The following is a 21,098-nucleotide window of genomic DNA, read 5'->3' as shown; positions in this document are numbered from 1 at the left end:
TTACTAATCTCTAACTAATTCAAGTTCAATCTTACCAAACTTATCAATATCAGATATTCTAACCTTAACCATTTGTCCTTCCTCTAATCTTGGAGGACGCATAGCAAATGTATTCCTACTATCTCTACCATATCTAGAATGTCTACCACTGCCATATCTGGAATGCCTCATATCACCATATCTATCATCCCTTGATTTTGGTCGATTACTTAAAAATCCTTCTTTGGTAGGAGTAAGTTCAATAAAGGCCCCAAAACTGTTAATCTTTTTAACAACCCCTTCATAAATCTCACCAATTTTAGGTTCTCTTACAATACTCTCTATCCTTGCCTTAGCTTTTTGCATCTTTAAGCTATCAGTCCCAAAAAGAGTAATTCTACCATCTTGCTCAATTTGCACCCTAACCTCAAACTCATCTGTAATCGCTTTAACTGTCTTACCAGTAGACCCAATAACAAGAGAAATTTTATCAATATCAATTTGTAACTGAATAATCTTAGGAGCATTAACAGATATATCATCTCTTGACCTTGAAATTACAGAATCCATAATAGATAAAATATGCATTCTTCCAATTCGTGCCTGTGCAAGAGCATCTTTCATCAACTGCTTTGTAACATTTGAAATCTTAATATCCATCTGAAAACCAGTAATTCCATTCTTAGTTCCTGCAACCTTAAAGTCCATATCGCCCAAATGATCTTCTTCTCCAAGAATATCACTTAAGATAACATACTTATCCCCCTCACTAACAAGTCCCATAGCTATTCCTGCGACTTGTTCCTTAACAGGAACACCAGCTGCCATTAAAGACATACTCCCAGAACATACTGTAGCCATCGATGAGGATCCATTTGATTCTAATATCTCAGATACTACTCTAATAGTATATGGAAAATCATCTTTCTTAGGTAACATAGCTTCCAGAGACCTTTGAGCTAAATGACCATGCCCAATCTCACGTCTGCCAGTCATAAGTCTACCTGTCTCACCAACAGAAAATGGAGGAAAATTATAATGAAGCATAAAATTAAGACGCTTATCGCCATCAATATCATCCATTATCTGCTCATCAATACTTGTACCTAAAGTCGTTACAGCCAATGCCTGGGTCTCACCCCTTGTAAAAAGAGCAGAACCATGCGTTCTTCTTAAAAGATCAACTTCGGCAACAATATCTCTTATCTGTGTAGGATTACGCCCATCAGTCCTAAGATTATTTTCCAGGATTGATCTCCTAACAATTTCTTGCTCAAAATCATCAAGAGCTTTATAAAAAAGAGTTTCATTCTCTTCATCTACCTGACTTACAGAAGAAAAATGTTCATAGGCTTTTTGCTTAACTAATTTTATAGCCTTATCTCTATTAAGTTTCCCCTTTACAAAACAAGCATCTTTAAGTTCAGAGTAAATAAAATCTTTAAGTTCAGCCTTAAATTCAAATACTCTTTCTTCATAAGCAAGTGGTAATTTTTCTCTCTCACCTACTATAAGTATAAATTCCTTTTGAAGATTACAAATTTGTTTAATATATTCATAAGCTTGATCTATTGCAGCAAGCAACACTTCCTCGCTAACCTCATTAGCACCACCTTCAACCATTGTAATACCATCCAAACTACCCGCAACAACAATATCTAGAATAGAATCTTGTATCTCATCAAAAGAAGGATTTACTATAAACTCACTATTTAAATAAGCTATTCTAACAGCCGCAATGGGACCATTAAACGGAATATCTGACAAAAAAACTGCCGCAAAAGCAGCATTCATCCCAACAATATCAGGGGGATTCATCTGATCTGTAGACAATGTCGTTGGAACAACCTGAATTTCTCTACCAAACCTCTTATCAAAAAGCGGTCTCATAGGTCTATCTATTAATCTAGAAACAAGTACTTCCTTGTCTTTTGGTTTACCTTCTCTTTTAATAAATCCTCCAGGAATTTTTCCAGCAGCATAATATTTTTCATTATATTCAACAGATAAAGGAACAAAATCCAAATTCTCACGAGCTGAATCTGAACAACATACCGTAGCAAGAACAGTAGAACCACCATAAGTAGCAAGAACCGCACCATTTGCTTGCTTAGCCAATAAGCCTGTTTCTAAAATTAAATCTTCCCTTCCTACTTTCAACTTCAAAATTTTTCTCAAAATTAACCCCTTATTACTTTCTAAGTCCAAGTTTAGCTATTAAGGTTCTATAAGCTTCCAAATTTTTCTTCTGATAATATCTTAACAAATTTCTTCTCTGCCCAACCAACTTTAATAAACCTCTCTTAGAGCTATGATCTTTTTTATTGCTCCTTAAATGCTCTGTTAAATACCTTATTCTATCTGTAATTAACGCTATTTGCACTTCAACCGAACCTGTATCATTTGGATTTTTACCAAACTCTGTAATTATTTTTTGTTTTTGTTCTTTACTAATCATAAAAGTGACTCCTATACCATCATAGCAAAGCCTAAAATAGACCTTTTTGCTATAATTAAATCTTCAAAGTAAATTATAATATTTTTTCATTCAAATAACAAAAACAAACCGAAGACTTTTTTACCAAGTTGCATAAAATACCAATCAAATCAATTAAGCTAATTCTCAATCGTGACTTCAGCATACTCAACCCTCTCTTTAAAAGATTTTCTATTTTACTGTTACTTGTAAAAAGTACTGCAATAAAAACTAATAGTCTTATTCTTAAAAAGATTTATACTACTAATTATTTTTCGAAAATCAACTATCAAAAAATAATAACATATTTATATTTATTCAAACCAATGCCACAAACTACTGCTAATATCTCTTCATTGCTAGACTTCAAAATCTTAAACTCACCAACACTAATCATAACATTGATATAAACACCATTCTTGACAAGCTTAATCATACTATTATCAACATAAAATTTTTCAAAAAGCCCTAAAGATTCTAAATTCATTAAAGAATTGCTAGTGAAATCTTCACAAAAACAAGCATTATCTAATCTAAAATCCCCAATCTTAATTCTCTCAAGGCTCTTAACATAAGCATATGACCCTAAAGACAATGCCAAATCTCTTGCTATACTTCTAACATAAGTTCCCTTAGAGCATTTTATTTGTAGCTTTAAAATACGAGAATCAACATTATAATTCAAGATCTGAATATCATATATATTAACTTTCCTAGACTTAAGATTGAAAGACTCTCCACTAAGAGCTAACTTATAAGCTCTTTTTCCTTTAACATGTACTGAAGAAAACTTAGGTGGAATTTGATAAATCTCACCTACTAAAGACTTAATACCAAGGATTAATTCCTCTAAACTTGGAATATAATTTGTAGTATTTACTACTCTACCATTAGGATCAAGAGTATCGGTTTCAATTCCAAACTCAAACTCTGATATATATTCTTTATCTAAAGATATAATATAATTTGAAAGTTTAGTGTATTTGCCAACTAAAACGACCAACAGACCACTTGCAAACTTATCAAGAGTACCTGTATGTCCAACTCGACTTGTAGAAAAATATCTCTTTAAAGGACAGAGGGTATTACAAGACGTTATTCCAATTCTTTTATTTAGTAAAATAATCCCATTCATTTAATTTTATTGTTCTTCACTAAAACTTAAATTTTCAATTATTTTATTAACATAAAAAGCCTTAGAAATAGTATCATCTCTTAAAAAATTCAATTTTGGAGTATTCCTAACTCTAATACGTTTAACAATTTCTCTTTGAATAAATCCCTTAGCATTATTTAATGCTTTAATAGCATTATCAAGTGATGCACCTTCTTTGATAGAACCAATAAATACTTTGGCATTTATTAAATCGTTTGAAATTTCAACTCTCACAACAGTTAAAAATGCATGAACCCTAGGATCTTTAATTCCTTTTGATACTATTAAATTACTAATCTCTTGAACTAATAAACTCTCAAGTTTTGATTTTCTTATCTCTTTTTCCATACATAAAAACAATAAAGCAGATGCTTAAGATTCAAAGCGTCTCTTCACTTTCTTAATCTCAAATGCCTCAATTATATCTCCTTCCCTAATATCAAAATAATTATCAATCATAATTCCACATTCATATTGCGCATTAACTTCTTTAACATCTTCTTTAGCTCGCCTTAATGAAGAAATTTTACCAGAATGCACCTGAAATCCTTCTCTCATAACATTAGTTACGGCATCCCGTTTTATGCATCCTTGTGAAACATAACATCCAGCCACTACTCCAACCTTAGAAATATTAAAAACAGCACGAACTTCAGCAAATCCAATAAATTTTTGTTCAATGTCTGGTTCTAACATGCCTTCAAGAACTGATTTAATATCATTAATTGCATCATAAATTATATTATATTTTCTAATTTCAACTTTTTCTTGATCGGCTAACAATTGTGCTTTTGCTGCAGGGCGTACGTGAAAACCAATAATAATTGCTTCACTTGCTGATGCAAAACTAATATCAGTCTCAGTTATTGCTCCTACTGATGAATGGATAACTTTTACTCTAATTTCATTATTAGTTAATTTTTCAAGAGAATGCTTTAAAGCCTCAACAGAGCCCTGCACATCCGCTTTTAAAATTATCTTAAGTTCCTTAAGTGCTCCATCCTTAATTGAATCATAAAGATTTGATACAGTAACTTTTTTTACATTCTTAGCATCTTCATATTTTTTAAGATCTTGTCTTTTAGAACTAATTAATTTGGATTCTTTTTCTGTCTTTGTAACCTGGAATGGATCACCAGCCTGAGGAATTGATGAAAAACCCAAAACATTAACAGCTTTTGCAGGACCAACGCTCTTAACAGCTACTCCTCTCTCATTAATTAATGCTCTCACCTTACCATGATAGACTCCTCCAACAAAAGAATCTCCTATAGAAAGGGTTCCATCCTCAATTATCACAGAACAAACTACTCCTCTACCTAAGTCAACTCTAGCATCAAGTACTCTACCAATAGCCCTTTTAGTTGGGTTTGCCTTCAATAACATTACTTCAGATTGCAGAATAATCATATCAAGAAGTTCAGTAATACCAATATTTTTAAGAGCCGAAATTGCAACAAAAATTGTACTTCCACCCCAATCTTCAGGAACCAAATCATACTCTGAAAGCTGATGTTTAACTCTATCTAGATTTGAATCTGGCAAATCAATCTTATTGATTGCAACAATAATGGGCACTTCTGCGTCCTTTGCATGATTAATAGCCTCAACAGTCTGCGGCATTACTCCATCCACAGCAGAAACAACAAGCACAACAATATCTGTAACCTGTGCCCCCCGACTCCTCATCATAGTAAAAGCTTCATGTCCTGGAGTATCTAAAAATGTTATTTCATGATCATTATAATTAATAGTATAAGCACCAATATGTTGTGTAATTCCTCCAAACTCTGTTTGATTTATATCAATATTTTGCAACACTGATAGAAGTTTGGTTTTTCCATGATCAACATGTCCCATTATTGTAATAATAGGGGGTTTTGCAACCCTCTTGCTCTCATCATCTTCTTCTGCTTCGATAACTGTTTCATCATAGATTGACACAACATTAACTTTAGAGCCATATTCTTCAACCAAAATAGTAGCAGTATCAGAATCAATCTTCTCATTAATAGTTACCATTACACCTAAAGTCATTAACTTAGCAATTAAATCTGAGGATTTTAAATTCATTTTCCTTGCAAGTTCAGCAACAGTAATAGTTCCCATAATATCAATTGACTTAGGAATTGGATTTGCTAGATTTTCTTTCTTCTTTTTTTGAAGCTGCTCAAACACTTTTTGTTCTATTGTTTTGCTCTCAATTTCTTCCTTTTTCCTCTTGTAACCTTTTTGACTTTCTTGTTGCTGCTTCTTCTTCTCACCAAGTTTCCTATTAAGACCCTTATTATCAGAATCAGAAGGTGAAATTGCAACACTAGAGATAACCTTAGTTCTTATTACTCGTCTAAATGTCTGAGGACTACTACTACCATGAGTATTAGTTCTATTGAAATATCCTCTATTACCTTGTTGCTGGCTACTAGTATTATCCTTATCTACATTTAAAGAAGAAGTCCTAACTCCCCTATCTTTACCGCCATAAGAATATCCTCTATTATCTCTATTATAAGCATTGTTCCTATTGAAATAGCCCCTATTACCTTGTTGCTGGCTACTAGTATTACCCTTATCTACATTTAAAGAAGAAGTCCTAACTCCCTTATCTTTACCGCCATAAGAATATCCTCTATTATCTCTATTATAAGCATTGTTCCTATTGAAATAGCCCCTATTACCTTGTTGCTGGCTAGTAGTATTATCCTTATCTACATTTAAAGAAGAAGTCCTAACTCCCCTATCTTTATTGCCATAAGAATATCCTCTATTAGAATCCTGATTTCCTCTTGAATTTGAGAGGTCCACAAAATTATCTTTGGATTTATTCAAACTTTTATCAGTATGGGCTACAACCTTTACTACTTTCTTTCGTAATTTAACAACTTTAATTTTTTTTTCATCTTCACTGCGATCATCATCAATATTTTCTGACAAACTATTACTCCTCTTCAAATTCAAAGCTAAGCCCTATCTTACAACCTGGACAAAAAGTCATATTTTCATTAATAACAGCCCCACACTCAGGACAAAGCAACTCTTCTTCATCTTTCATACCTTCAATAGATCCATCATCATTAGAAATTATTACCATCCCTTCCTTTAGTATCTTATTTATTTCTTCTTGCTTTTCATAACCTATTCCCAACTCAAAAAGCTTTTCCTCACTAGCATCCAAAAAACTATCAATATCATCAAAACCTGCTTCAACCAATTTATCAACAATATCATTATCAAGAATTTTAAGCTCACTAATTTTATTTATTTCCTCAAATTCATCTTCCTGAACATTATCCTGAATAATTTTATCAAACATTTCAAAAGTCTCTTGTTTAAACTCTCCACTTGCTTTCATTTCAGCAAATTGACTACTAGTTTTAACATCAATTGCCCAATCAAGCAGTCTATTTGCAAGTCTAACATTCTGTCCCATTTTACCTATTGCAAGCGAGAGCTGTTCATCGCTAACAACCACCAAAGCTTTATGCAAATCCTCATCAACAATATATACATTATCTATTTTAGCAGGGGTTAAGGCATCTCTAATAAATTCTTTAATATCCTTAGAATAAGGAATAATATCTATTTTTTCACCTTCAAGTTCCTTAATTATTGATTGAATCCTAACACCTTTTTGCCCAATACAAGGACCTACAGGATCAATCTCTTCTTTCTCAGAATAAACAGCAACCTTAGTTCTATAACCTGGATCTCTTACTATCTTATGAATCTTAATAAGACCTTCCTCAATCTCAGGAATCTCAAGAGTAAGAAGTTCCTCAATAAATTTAGGATGAGTCCTTGATAAGACTACCTCTATTCCATTTTTTCCCTTCTTTACACTGTAAACAAGAACTCGAACTTTATCATTAAGCCCATAAACTTCCCTTGGAGATTGATATTTCTTAGGAATAACACCATCTGTACTCCCAAGATTCACATAAAGATCTCCATTCCTATTTTGCTGAACATACCCAATAACAATTTTATGCAATTTGTGTTTAAATTCTAAATAAAGTTCATTATCTTCGATTCCCTGCAAATCGCTCTTAGTTCTCTGCTTAGCAACTTGAATTGAAAGCCTATCAAAAATCTTTGGATCAATCTCAATATATGCATATCCATCTTCCATGACTTCAAATTCTTGAGAATCGTCTTTCAATATTTCAAGTATATCGTCTTGAACTTCCTCTACAATCTTTTTTTTAGAATAAACTATCAAATCCCCAGTATCCTCATCAAACTTAATTAAAGCATTCTCACTCGTTCCAAAATACTTCTTATAAGCTATCATTATAGATTCCCTAACCGTCTTTCGAATAGCATCTATGCTCATTCCTCGCTCATTAGCAATATTGGCAATCATTTGACCAGTGCCCTTTATCATATCCAAGACTCCTTCACGATAATTTAGCCTTCTTAACATCACTATAAAGAATTCTTATCTCTTTAGTATCTGTTTTAAAAATAAAACCGTCTGCCTCTGCTTTTAAGATAAGACCTTCTTCAAAATCATTATCTAACATTAACTTAATCTTCCTGCCCTCAAAAATTTTAAACTCTCTATCACTCTTAATTTTCCTATTTATCCCAGGCGTAGAGATTTCTAAACTAAAATTATATTTAAGAACCACTTCTAAACTCAATAAAATCATTTTATGTAAATCACAAAGAGTATCAACTCCAAAATCATTACCCTTATAAAGAACTATTTGAATTCTCCCTTCATCTCTTTTCTTGAAAGTGTTAATTTCTATAATTTCAATTCCTAATTGATCTGTTACATTCTTTATTAAATTGTAAACTTCACTATTATCAATAATTTTAACCAATCATATTCCTAAAAAGAATAAGGCTCTCTTAAAAGAACCTTATTAAATAAAATAATCAATACAACCTAAGAATAACATTAACGACAATAAATGTCAAGAAAACAATAATCAACTAAACTCTCGCAATTGATAGTTTTATTACACTTAAAGCCCCATGTCTTATAAGAATATCTTTACAAAAAGTCATAGATGCTCCTGTTGTTACAATATCATCAATAAGTACAACCCTTTTAAACTTAATATTCCTATACCTCAACTTTAATTTAACTTTATTCTCCAAATTACTATGCCTTAAATCTCCACGCAATAGCTTTTGACTTTTGCCTAATCTTCGCTTAAAAACATTAATATAATTTATTTCACTATGACTTAACAAATTTCCAATATATTCCATGTGATCAAAACCATAAAAAATTTTTCTTTTAAAACTACAAGGAATACTAACAACAAGGTCAAAATCAATACTCATCAAAAAATGTAAAATCCCATTTGCAAAAAACCGACCAAGCAATCTTTGTCCATCTCTCTTGTAAGTAAGAACCAAGTTCTTATATTCATTTTTATAGTCAAAAAAATACCAAACATCATCTCTCAACTTAACATCGAAATGAAAAAACTCAATACAATCCTTGCAAAGAGCATTTAAGTAAACATAATCTTTATGACAACAAGAACAAAAGGGAAGAAATATGCTTTTTAAAACACCCCAATTCCACACTTATATGCCCCTATGTCTTAGTCTTTAAAATTATTTCACTTAGTAAATTCATTGCTTGAAAAGGAGTAATATTATTGACATCTATTTTAGAAATAAAATTTTTAAGTTCTAAGTAATCATTAAGTTCTAACTCATAACTTAAATCTTCTTTCATTGCTTCTTCACCATCATTAATAACCAAAGTGGCTGAAGTAAAAAATTCCGGCACATACAAATGCTCTCGACTAGTCAAACTTTTAAGAATAACATTAGCCCTCTCAATAACTTTTAAAGGTATTCCTGCTATGCGAGCAACATAAATCCCATAAGAATTAAGAGAAGGTTTTTCTTCAACCTCTCTTAAAAAAATAAGTTCATCACCTTGTCTTTCAATTTTCATTGAAAGATTAACAAAAGAATCATGCTTAATAGCTGAAAGCTCATGAAAATGAGTTGCAAATAAACTTCTAGCTTGAATATGTTCTAAAATATATTCAACAATTGAATACGCAATAGCAAGTCCATCATTAGTACTAGTACCCCTCCCAACTTCATCCATAATTATCAAGCTATTCTGAGTTGCATTTCTTAAAATATTAGCCGTTTCATTCATCTCTACTAAAAATGTAGACTCACCTTTGGAAATATTATCACTTGCCCCGATTCGACAAAAAATCTTATCTGTAATTCCTATGATGGCCTGATTAGCAGGCACAAAAGAACCAATATGTCCCATTAAAACAACTAAAGCAGTCTGACGTAAATAAGTTGATTTGCCTGCCATATTAGGACCAGTAATTAAACAAAAATACTTATCATTGTCAATTTTTACAGAATTTTTAGTAAAAGCCTCAACTCCCTTCATATAATGCTCAACAACAGGATGTCTAGAACACTCAAGAATAATTTCTTTATTGTTAGTTAGAGTGGGTCTTACATATTCATTTTTTTTAGCCAAATACGCAAAATCAGAGACTACATCAACATACGCAAAAAAATTAGCAATTTTTTTAATAACCACACTATGCTTAACAATTTTTGAAGCTATGTCATCAAACACTTCTTGCTCAAGAGCCAATAAATTATCCTCAGCATCATTAATATCCCTTTCAAGTTCAATAAGTTTGTTAGTTTTATATCTCTTAACAGAATTTAAAGTCTGACTTTCTATAAAATGAGATGGAACTTGTCCATAATAACTCTTTGTAACCTCAAAAAACAAACCTCGAACATTAATTCTCCTAATTTTAAGGCTACTAATTTTGCTAAAATTCCTCTCAAAATTAAGATAATCATCAACATACTTGCTTGCATTATTTTTAATCTCTCTTAAACGATCAATCTCAAAATTATACCCATGTTGAATAAGCTCATCTGGCTCCTTTGAAATGGAACAATCAATTAAAGAATAAATTTCTCTTATATTATTTTCATCATTAACATCAAATATCCAATAACTAAAAGAATGTTCATTAAGAAGCCTTTTTGCTAAAAAAAATGCTGTCAAAGATTCCTTAATCAATAAAAAATCTTTTTTAACATATTTTTTCATTTGAAGTCTTGAGATTATTCTCTCAATATCCCAAACATTACTAAGAATATCTCTCAATTTCATACTTAAGTTAATATTATTGTTTAAAAATTCTACATGATCTAATCTATTGTTAATTGCAACAATATCTAAAAGCGGATTTAATATATATTCTCTTAAAAGTCTCTTCCCCATGGGAGTTTTACAATCATTTAATACTGAATAAAGAGAATAGCAGGATGTTAAATCATTATTGTTTTTAACAAGTTCAAGGTTTATTTGAGTAACATCATCAAGAAACATATATTCAGAATCATTATTAATATGAATTGTGTCAATATTAATTAATAAATTTTTCAAGTTATTCTTTATATAATCTATTATTAAAAAAGATGAAACATAATAAGGCTCATCCTCTTTAAACCCAAGAGCACTCAAACTAAGAACATTAAAATGCTCTTTTAGTGATTTCATGGCAATCTCTTTGTCAAAATGCCAATGGGGAATCTTATTAACTAAAAATCGATCAAGAGCAAGTTTTTCTAAATATTCATAATAAAAATCCTCTGAAACTATTATTTCCTTTGGAGAATACTTCTCAATATCCCGTCTCAACTTTTCTAAAAAATTTCCCTCATAAAGGATTATTCCAAGTCTAGATGTCGACAAATCTATATAAGAAAATGAATAATAATCCTTATAATCACTAATAGCTATCAAATAATTATTAATATCATCTTGCAAAAAATCTTCATCGATAACAACTCCAGGACTTATAACTTCAACAACTTCTCTTTCTAAAGGCCCTTTAGGATCAGTTTGCAATCCTTGCTCACAAATTGCAACCTTTTTATCAAGCAAAATCAATTTTTTTATATAATCTTTACTTGTATGACAAGGCACTCCACACATAGGAACATTTTCTCTTTTAGTCAAAGTTAATCCTAAAAGCTTGCTTCCCTCAAGAGCATCATCAAAAAACATTTCATAAAAACTACCTACTCTAAAAAACAGAATAGCATCTTTATGTTTATCTTTAATATTCAAATATTGCCTCATCATCGGCGTAACATCTTTTCTCATATAAGCAATACTAAAATTATAATTGATATTATTAAAACTTTACAATATACTTAAAACTATCAAAAAGAATTAACAATGGAAAAAGATACTTCTCAAAGCAATGTCTTTTATGTATGTAAAGACGATTTTGTTTTCATAAAATTAATTAACAGACTTACTGCATTATATTCTGTCAATTTTAAAACATTTATCAAAAATATATTCATAAATAATAACGATAAAATCAACAAATTATACATAGATTTATCGGAAACAAAATATTTAGATTCAACTTTTATGGGAGTACTAATATACATTGATAATAAGAGCAATGAACACAAAAAAACCTTTAAAATAATAAACTCTAGCAAAGAAGCACTTAAAAATTTACAATCTCTTGGTCTTGAAAAAATATTAAAAATAGAAAATAGAGAAGAAAAATTACAAAAAAGTGACATGAAAGAGTATTTTTGTTTCAGTGCACATAAAAATACAATATTTAAATCAATGTTAAAATCACATATTTTACTCTCAAGCCTCAATAAAGACAACAAAAAAGAATTCTGCACCCTAATTAGAAGACTAAAAAAAGAAAACAACAATTAAAAAGCAATTTTAGTAATATACTACTGTTCACTCAAATACTTAATAATATCATCTGTTATATCAACTGTACTATTATAATAAAGAATATATGGATTATCTTTTTTCATAACCAAAGAAATACCATTAGTCTCTGCAATATATTGAATACCATTAAGTATTTTGCCCCAAAGTAATCCATCACTATTTAAACTGTTTATATTAATCTGTTTCTGTTGCTCAAGATTACTCTTAGCCAAGCTCTTAAGCTTCTTAAGTTCATCAATCTTCAAGTTATATTGATTACCATACAATTTAGCACTCTCTAAATCATGAACACTAACAGATTCATCATATATTTTCCTCAAATCTTTAATCTCAGAATTCAAGATATCTATTTTTTCTTGATAATGATTTTTCAATTGCTCAAGATTAGACTTTAATTGCGGACTTAAAAACTCAATTACAACCTTCTCAAAATCTACAATACCCACTTTTGTAACATTAACTGAAAAAAGATTTAATGGAAAAAAACATGCAAACAAAAACACTATAAAAGCCATAAAAATCCTCCCTACAAAAAGCTAACTAAATTATATCAGTATCTCATATCAATGGCTAAGAAAAATTTAAATCCTCCAAAATAATTATAATATCTATTAACACCTTCATTATTAAAATGAAATGGATAAGCTATTACAAAAGACAAAGGCATTTGAGGTAATACACTTCTAATTCCAAAACCCCAACTAAAAATAAAATTACTCAAAGGAACAAACAAAGAATTTTCTTGACCTTCTAGAGAATATGAAGCCATATCTAAAAACAAAACATCCCAAACCAAAATATTCTTAATCAAAGGCATTGATAACTGAAGAGTATTTACAAACGAACTATAAATATTACTCAAAGTGCCCCATCCTCTTGCAATCATAAAGTTTTCACTAATAACTATAAGGTGATGTGGTTGAACTTCTATCTCAAAACCATTCCCAAGTGGTGGTAAAATATTTGAATAAACACTCCGCAAAGTTAAAATTAAATCAAAAAATGGGGTGAAAACATCCTGATAGCCTAAAAGAGAGAAATATCTCTCAAAAGTTGTTGTGGATTTTGAAAAATGACTCTGTCCAAACAAAAATCCACCAAAAAGATCAAATTGCTGCTTAAGCAAAAAACCATTATTAGATAAAGACTGAGAATTTCTTGTATCCCATGCAACGCTAATACCAAAAGAATTTTCAAATCTAATAGTATTATAATTATCCCTCAAATAATAATTTGAAGGTCTGTTAACATTATCATCATAATACACATATTTCAAGGCAGTTTGTGCAGTTCCAACAACTGATTGCTTTCCAAGATAATTAGAAAAAGTATAACCAGTAAACCCACTAATACTAAATTTCGCTAAAGAATAATTCATAACATTAAAATCCGAAAAATTTTTAGAATTATTATATGCTTCCCAACTTACAAAAGGATCTGGAACTTCTTTCTTATCCGTAAATATAGGTCCATTAATATCCTGATACGCTGTATTTATAGAATGTGAAAAATCAAAAAATCCTCCAATAGTCCATCTAGTCTGCATAAACCAATTATCTTCAAACATTAACCTAAAACTTTGCTCTGAAAAAGCAAGATTAAGCCTTGCGGAAAGAGAATACCCTTCACCTAAAAAATTAGATTGCTCCCACTGTCCAAAAACTGAAAATGGAAGCCAAGAATTACTCACCGCACCAAAATTCATACCAAATCTAAAACTTGCTGTCTCTCGCTCTTCAACAACAAAATTTATCTTCATTAAACCCTCAATATCACTTGGAACAACATCGGGTACAACATTTCCAAAATAGCCAAGTCTTTGTAAATTAAGCATTCCCATCCGAAGATTTTCCAAACTAAAAATATCACCCTCAATTAGCGGAATTTCTCTAAGAATTACATGAGAAGCTGTTTTTTTATTACCTGAAACAGTAATAGATTCAATATGTGCTTTCTCTTTTTCTAATATCTTAATAGAATAATCGACAAATTCATCTCTTATCGTCCGAGAAGGCACAATCTCTGTAAAGATATAACCATCGGAATAATACTTTTCCCTAATTTTTGCAAAATCTTGCTCAAATCTTGAATCATCAAAAATATCTCCTTCCTTAAAAGTAATCAAGGATTGCAATTCTTCTAATTTAAAAACTAAATTACCAGTAATTTCAAATTTACCAAATTTAAAAACATTACCCTCTGAAATAAAATATTTTAAGAAAACTTCTCTTTCCAATTTTTTAGCATCACTGGGAATTCGTATATCTACAATGCTATCTACAACTTTTGCATTAATATATCCATTATTCTTATAATAAGACTCAAGTTTCACTTTATCTTTATCAACATTTGATTTTAAATACTTACCATCAAAAAATAAAGATGCGGGTTTTGATACTAAATATTTTCTAAGAATACGACTCTTAAAGTTCAAATTTCCCTCAAAAGAAACCTCTTTAACAACATACTTAGGACCAGCATTAATTTTAAACACAATATCTACTAAACTATTTTTCTCTTTAATATCAAATTCAACAGTAACATCAAGATATCCAGCATCTTTGTACATTTCTTCAAATTTAAGAACACTTTTTTTAATTTTTGCAAGATTTAAAGCCTCTTTTGCATTAACATTTGATTTATCACGCAGTTCACTATTCCAAAAAACTCCACTATCATCAATAAAAGTAACAGTCTGTATTAAGGATTTTTCCTTCACAAAAAATGTAATTACAAGTTTATCATTTTCTACTCTAAACTCAGGTCTAATAAGTCCCTCAAAATAATCAAGAGCATAAAGGTCAACTTGCAATCTATCAAAAAGTTCATCAGAATAAGCTTGTCCCAAATAAACATTTAAAATAGAGCCAAAGTCATTTTCTCTTATATTCTTAAGCCCATTAAAATCAATACTTTTTATCACCTTACCCTTATAGTTCTCTTGAGAATACACTAAATTAAATACAAAAAAGAACAAAAAGATTCTAAATAACTTCACCCCACATCCCTCACATAACTCAGTATTTAAATTTCCAAAAAATAGATATTTGATTTCCTATTCCGTGACCATATTTCATAAAATTATAATCAAAAATATAATCAACAAAGAAAAACGGTGAATCAAGTTCAAGACCAAAATTAATACTAAAATTTAAATTCTGAGACAATGGTGTTACTTCCTCTTTTAAAAATCCAAATCCCGCCTTAGCAAAAACACCATCAATAATATATTTACCCACTTTAACATTTGTTTTATCAAGAACACCTGCAAAAGTTGTTGTACTACCCAAGATACCAATAGCGTTCCTTAATATATCTGTTTTTATACTCAATAGGTCTAATTTTAATACAGAACGTATATAATCTTCAATAGGTTGTACTATCAGATCAACAAGAATATCACTAGCTAACCCAAGTGCCATTTCAGCTGTATTTGTGCCCGCCGATTGTAGCCCATGTTCACCCCCAATTATTGCACTTGATAAAAGATATTTGATCTCTTGCTCCGTTCGCACAGGATAAGATGAAAAACTAAGATTCCACAAACTCAAAGGACCATCTATGCTCATTGTTATTAACAAATTTTCATTACCATCTTTAATCACATTTGTAGCCTCTGCCTTGACCCACGGATCAAATTTGTTCTTATTTTCATTAAAAGATATATATGACCCTCCTCTGAAAACAAATTGTTTATTATGATAATTGAAAGAACCACTTGCAACATTTAAATCTCCCTTAAGGATAAAATCATCCGTTTTAGTATCAGATTTAACCTCAAGTTTATTCCCTCTTGCAATAATAGCATTCAAGAAGGAAATTTTATTATCTGGCCAATGAAAAGCAACATTACTATCAAAATTAATTTTAAGATCTGTAACAACATCTAACCCCTTAGAGCTAACATCAGATGCTCCAACTTTTTTTGATCTCTTATAAGGATCTATTAATAGATCGACAATCGAATTTTCAAGTAAATAAATCCAAGCATTTGAAACATTTAGCTCTCCTCTAAACATAATCTCTTCAGAATTACCTTCAATAAAAAAATCACCTGAAGCATGTCCAACAAAATTTATAGTTACTTTATCAAATTTAATAGGTACTCCAGAGCTACCAGAAACACCAATATCTATCTTATAATAATCAACAATACTATCACTTAAAAAGTTTAGATTCAGATGTGCAGCGACATTGACATCAGAATAATAGTCTAAATTAAATTTGTTCTCAATAATTATATTATTATCTTTAATAATAACTGGTACATTAATTAATTCTAAAATTCTACTCTTTCCATATTGTCTAGACATTTTTAAATATTCACTGCTTACTAAACCATGTACTACTTCAAACTCTCCATTAAGATTTGGATTATATAAATCACCATCAACATCCAACCTGCCAATCACATTAAGATCATACAGAACAAAATGATCTTTAATATTAAAAAAAGTTTTTGAACCTAATAAATCTTTTGTAATTAACTTTGAGTCAAATTTAATATCTTGAATATTACTAGTAATTTTATCCCCAAAAATGTTACCTGAGGCAACAAAACTAAAAGGCAAATAATCATTTAACCTAATATCAAAATTACCATCATTATATTCATATAAACAACTAAAAAGATCATATTCAATTGATGACATGATAAATCTTTCAGGGTTACTTTTAAATTCAATTGTAAGATCAGAAAGATCTTTGTCTTTATATCTTAAACCTCTTAAAGCAATCTCTCCATCAGTTTCACTCTTTAAAATACCAAATTCTTCCTCTGTTTTATTTTCAAATTTTTGAAAACTCGCATTCACACTTGAAGAAAAAAGCTTGCTATTAACATTCAAATTAGAAATCCCAATAGAATTCTTAATATCATATCTAAAATTACCTGTCAGAATTTCTCTTTCATTCTGACTCGCCTTTATATTATAAATATTAAGATTATTATCAACCAATCCCAAATTCAAAGAGCAATATGTAGGAACACCTACTAAAGACAGGTCATTTGTTTCAAGATACGCACTAAGAGAATAATTAAATAAATCACTATCTTTAAAACTCAATATAAAGTTACCATTAATATTTCCATTTAAGAACGAAAAGAATTTTAAATTATTGAAATTGAATCCCTGAAATCTACCAACAAAATAACTGCCATCTTCATTAGAATCAACACCAAAAAAATAACGCTCTGAATTTACATGCGAAAACAAGTTCAAATTACCACTAAGTTTATCATTTAAATTAAAATGTCCTTGCCCTTGTAAATTTGAAACCCCATTTATAAATCTAATATTTGAAAGACTAACTTGTTTATCTTTATATAAACCTTCAAAGCTAAAATTAAAATTATAAGCAGGATTACCAGCAATCTTACCTAATTTAAACTTAGTAATTTTGACATTTAAATCATCATTCATTCTTTGGTAATTTCCTAAAGAATTAACATTTAACAAAATCTCAGAATCTCCATTATAAAGACAAAAATCATTAATATCAAAAAAATAAACTATAGACGAATCAGAATAAGTTAAACTGACTTTCGACCTAGGTGACAATTTCAAGTTGGCATACCTATCTTTAAAATTCAACTCAAAATACAAAGGATAATTTCTATTCAAATAATTAAACTCGGTATTTATCTTAAAACTATCATCAAACAACTGTATCAAAAAATTAGAATTTACATTATAATCCCCATTACTATAATTAAAGTAATTTACCGTATAAATATTCTTCTCTCCACTTGCATTAAACATTAAATTAAAATCATCTAATTTTGATAAGACAACAAAATTAAGACTATTCAACTTACTTTTAGTATAATCAACGGTATTTAAATCAAAATCTGAAGTCAAATTTAAATACTTACCCGACAAAAAATATTCAGGAATAACTTTAGTAATAAAAGTTTCTGGAAGAACATCTTTCAAAAAAAGCATAGGAAACTCTTTAACACCTAAATTAAGATTAAAATTTTCCTTATTAAAATCACCCTTTAATGAAATTTCAGAATTATTGTTAGCAAAACTTAATAAATAATTAACATAGATACGATCCTGAGCAAAACTCGTTTTCATATTCAAATCTCGAATTTTAAGCCTGCCAACCCTAAAATCATCAGATTTTACGCAAAATTTTTGATTTCTTTTACTAAAATTTAAATGCCCATTAATATCCTTAAAATTAAAAATCTTTGCAGACCTAAAATCAAGCCTTCCTATTGGTACTAAATCTTTTAAAGAATAATAGCCCTTATAACCAATAAATCCTCTCTTAAGTTTTACAAAAGCATTTTGTACATCTACAACTGCTTCATTCCCTTTAATTTGGACTTTTAATCCCTGAATCTCCTTATTTACCATATTAGCATTTGAAGATGAATTTAATAAAAATGCATACCGTAAATCTTTATCTTTAAAATCATAAGAAAATGCTAATTGACCATTTAAATTCGTATCAAGGTAATCCTTATAATCACTCAAATTTTCATTAAAGCTTATCCAATTTACAAGATTTACATCAAAGAACAAAGCATCCAATCTTAAAAATTTTTTATTAAAATCATATTTTAAATTAAAATCCAAATTCTCTCGGAGAATATTAAAAATTTCAATATTTCCCTTAGAATAATTTATTTGAAAGCCTTGCTCAAGCAAATCAAAATAACTTGTATGTAATTTTAAAAAACTAAAGTTAATATATCCATCTTCAAGCTCTTTTTTAAACTTACCTTCAAAATAAAAAGTCGAATCAAGAATATTTTTATGACTAACATTGGGATTTAAAACTGCAAGAGAACTAAAATCAACAATAAAACTAAATAAAAAATCATCGTCAATAGTCTTTAATGCAAAACTCTTAATCTGAAATTTCAGAAACTTATCAGAAGATAGTTTAAAATTCATATTAATATCTTCTAAATGCATATGAAGACTATCAAAAAAATTAAACATTTTACCAAATATTGCATGATTAGTACTATCATCATCTAATTTCAATGTACGAGAATGTGCACTCTGGGGGTCAAGAAATTTAAAATCATTTAAATCAAAATTTAAAGTACTTCCCCTTACAAAAATATCTAAAATAATGTTCTTATCTCCTAATAAGAGTTTAAACAAATCCAAATTGACTTTAACAGTATTCATCAATATTGTATCTTTATCATTTAAGCTCAACTCCAGATTATCTATTTTTATTGAAGATAAAAAATAAGGAGCAATTTTATCATATTTGATTTTAAAGCCTGTTTTCGATTCAAGGTAATTCATAATAAAAAATCTAGCAGAATAAACTTGGGCTTGAATAAATAAAATAAAGATTACAAGAATTGATACAAAAACTATCATTGAAAAAATAAAAGATAGAGCAATCTTATTTCTTATAAAAAACAAATTCATATATATATTTATATATATTATATAATACTTAAGTAAGTATCTAATTACTCAAAACATTTAAGGGGACAATTTTTGTGAATAAAATCCTAAAAAATTTCTATTGCATAGAAGGAATCGATGGAAGTGGAAAAACAAGTATAATTCAAAAACTACAAAAACTCTGTAATAACAAACTTAAATATTATTTTACAAAAGAACCATCACAAGGAGTCATTGGAGAATTCATAAGACAGCAACTAACTAATTTTAAAAATCCCTTAAGAAAGGTATCACTAGCATACTTGTATGTAGCAGACAGATATGAACATTTATACAACACAAAGAATGGAATAATAGAAATATTAAATAAAGGTAAAACAAAAGTAATAACCGACAGATATTTATTTTCATCTATAGCATATCAAGGGGAATTGGGATATAAACTAAACAAAGACTTCCCACTTCCTGAAAAACTTTTCTTCATAAAAACAGATCCCGGTATTGCATACAAACGCATTCAAGAAAACAGAATACAAGCTGATCTCTTTGAGTTTGAAGCAGCAAAATTTAAAGAAATTAACTCTAGATATACAGAAATGCTCAAAATTTTTGACGACCTAATTGATATTGTATACATTGAAAACTCAAATGAAGAAGACCTAGAAACAAGTACAAGAAAAATTTTTGATTTAATAAAATTTTAATATAATTAAAACAAAGGCAAGGATACAGAGCATGTTCCATAAAAATTTTTTCATATTATGTCTAATAATATTTTCAATTCTACTCATAACCAATATAAATGCATCATCAAAATTTTTCTATGCTGAACAATGGTATATCATTTTCAACGAACAAATGAAAAAAAATCCCAATAGCTATAAAAGAAATATATTTTTTTTACAAAATGCATTAAAATATCCATTTGGAAATCCAAATTATTCCTTATCAAAAGTAGAAACACGAGAAGAATGGAATAAATATAAACTTCTCTTTAAAATGCATGTAAATTTACTTCTTGTTAAGCAACATCTGTATTTAGGCGATTTATTTGACACAAGACATACATATTTTTATAAAACCCCAAAAAAGAAGGGGATTCTTGAAAACTTAAATAAGTCTACAAATTTTTATAAAATAGCTGCTGAATACTATACAGAAGCTTTAAAGTATCACAAACAATTGCAAAAATATAAATTTACTAAAATGCAAAGCGATGGAATAACAAACTGGGAAGATGAATATCATAGAATTGAGACCAAAGAACTTAACTACTATGATATAATTAAAAGAGAATTAACACGTATTGAACAAACAAAGAAATTCTTTCAAAAAAGACCAAATTATTATTAA

The 21,098-nt window shown here is 29.3% G+C and carries 15 protein-coding genes; 3 read left to right on the top strand and 12 right to left on the bottom strand.

Annotated features, from left to right (window positions below; translation table 11 throughout):
* Nucleotides 1–3 precede the first annotated feature (3 nt).
* The 9 genes from pnp to mutS form a co-directional block, all read right to left on the bottom strand.
* Complete coding sequence (gene pnp / locus BT0_RS04115; protein WP_041178593.1) at nt 4–2,157, bottom strand: polyribonucleotide nucleotidyltransferase; 2,154 nt, start codon at nt 2,155–2,157, stop codon at nt 4–6.
* Nucleotides 2,158–2,170: 13 nt separating this feature from the next.
* Nucleotides 2,171–2,437, bottom strand: a complete 267-nt coding sequence (rpsO, locus tag BT0_RS04110) for a 30S ribosomal protein S15 (protein ID WP_011772738.1) — start codon at nt 2,435–2,437, stop codon at nt 2,171–2,173.
* Nucleotides 2,438–2,744: 307 nt separating this feature from the next.
* A complete protein-coding gene (gene truB / locus BT0_RS04105) occupies nt 2,745–3,590 on the bottom strand; it encodes a tRNA pseudouridine(55) synthase TruB (RefSeq protein WP_011772737.1) in 846 nt (281 codons plus the stop codon).
* A 6-nt stretch (nt 3,591–3,596) separates the two neighbouring features.
* Nucleotides 3,597–3,959, bottom strand: a complete 363-nt coding sequence (rbfA, locus tag BT0_RS04100; protein WP_041178592.1) for a 30S ribosome-binding factor RbfA — start codon at nt 3,957–3,959, stop codon at nt 3,597–3,599.
* Between the two features lie 24 nt (nt 3,960–3,983).
* Complete coding sequence (gene infB / locus BT0_RS04095) at nt 3,984–6,545, bottom strand: translation initiation factor IF-2 (RefSeq protein WP_041178537.1); 2,562 nt, start codon at nt 6,543–6,545, stop codon at nt 3,984–3,986.
* A 4-nt stretch (nt 6,546–6,549) separates the two neighbouring features.
* Nucleotides 6,550–7,995 (bottom strand): transcription termination factor NusA, encoded by a 1,446-nt coding sequence (nusA, locus tag BT0_RS04090; RefSeq protein ID WP_041178591.1) that lies wholly within the window; start codon nt 7,993–7,995, stop codon nt 6,550–6,552.
* A gap of 13 nt (nt 7,996–8,008) precedes the next feature.
* Nucleotides 8,009–8,440, bottom strand: a complete 432-nt coding sequence (gene rimP, locus BT0_RS04085; protein ID WP_011772733.1) for a ribosome maturation factor RimP — start codon at nt 8,438–8,440, stop codon at nt 8,009–8,011.
* Between the two features lie 112 nt (nt 8,441–8,552).
* Nucleotides 8,553–9,158, bottom strand: a complete 606-nt coding sequence (locus tag BT0_RS04080) for an amidophosphoribosyltransferase (RefSeq protein ID WP_011772732.1) — start codon at nt 9,156–9,158, stop codon at nt 8,553–8,555.
* 10 nt (nt 9,159–9,168) lie between these two features.
* A complete protein-coding gene (gene mutS / locus BT0_RS04075) occupies nt 9,169–11,751 on the bottom strand; it encodes a DNA mismatch repair protein MutS (protein WP_011772731.1) in 2,583 nt (860 codons plus the stop codon).
* Between the two features lie 75 nt (nt 11,752–11,826).
* On the opposite strand from mutS, the gene BT0_RS04070 reads away from it, so the two are divergent.
* Nucleotides 11,827–12,336, top strand: a complete 510-nt coding sequence (locus BT0_RS04070) for an STAS domain-containing protein (protein ID WP_011772730.1) — start codon at nt 11,827–11,829, stop codon at nt 12,334–12,336.
* A gap of 20 nt (nt 12,337–12,356) precedes the next feature.
* Here the strand turns inward: BT0_RS04070 and BT0_RS04065 are convergent, their stop codons facing one another.
* Genes BT0_RS04065 through BT0_RS04055 form a run of 3 tightly spaced genes read right to left on the bottom strand, consistent with a single transcriptional unit; the run spans nt 12,357 to nt 19,766 of the window.
* Nucleotides 12,357–12,875 (bottom strand): OmpH family outer membrane protein, encoded by a 519-nt coding sequence (locus BT0_RS04065; protein WP_011772729.1) that lies wholly within the window; start codon nt 12,873–12,875, stop codon nt 12,357–12,359.
* Nucleotides 12,876–12,910: 35 nt separating this feature from the next.
* A complete protein-coding gene (gene bamA, locus BT0_RS04060) occupies nt 12,911–15,358 on the bottom strand; it encodes an outer membrane protein assembly factor BamA (protein WP_011772728.1) in 2,448 nt (815 codons plus the stop codon).
* 19 nt (nt 15,359–15,377) lie between these two features.
* The gene (locus tag BT0_RS04055; RefSeq protein ID WP_011772727.1) at nt 15,378–19,766 is read right to left on the bottom strand and encodes a translocation/assembly module TamB domain-containing protein; all 4,389 of its coding nucleotides are present in this window, start codon (nt 19,764–19,766) and stop codon (nt 15,378–15,380) included.
* Nucleotides 19,767–19,840: 74 nt separating this feature from the next.
* Here BT0_RS04055 and tmk point away from each other — a divergent pair, with 74 nt between their 5' ends.
* Nucleotides 19,841–20,449: a dTMP kinase gene (gene tmk, locus BT0_RS04050; RefSeq protein ID WP_011772726.1), complete on the top strand. Its 609-nt coding sequence runs from the start codon at nt 19,841–19,843 to the stop codon at nt 20,447–20,449.
* A 31-nt stretch (nt 20,450–20,480) separates the two neighbouring features.
* Complete coding sequence (locus BT0_RS04045; RefSeq protein ID WP_011772725.1) at nt 20,481–21,098, top strand: hypothetical protein; 618 nt, start codon at nt 20,481–20,483, stop codon at nt 21,096–21,098.

Source organism: Borrelia turicatae 91E135 (assembly GCF_000012085.2).
GTDB lineage: Bacteria > Spirochaetota > Spirochaetia > Borreliales > Borreliaceae > Borrelia > Borrelia turicatae.
Note: the sequence above shows the minus strand (reverse complement) of the source record. Positions and strands in the feature narration are given on the sequence as shown.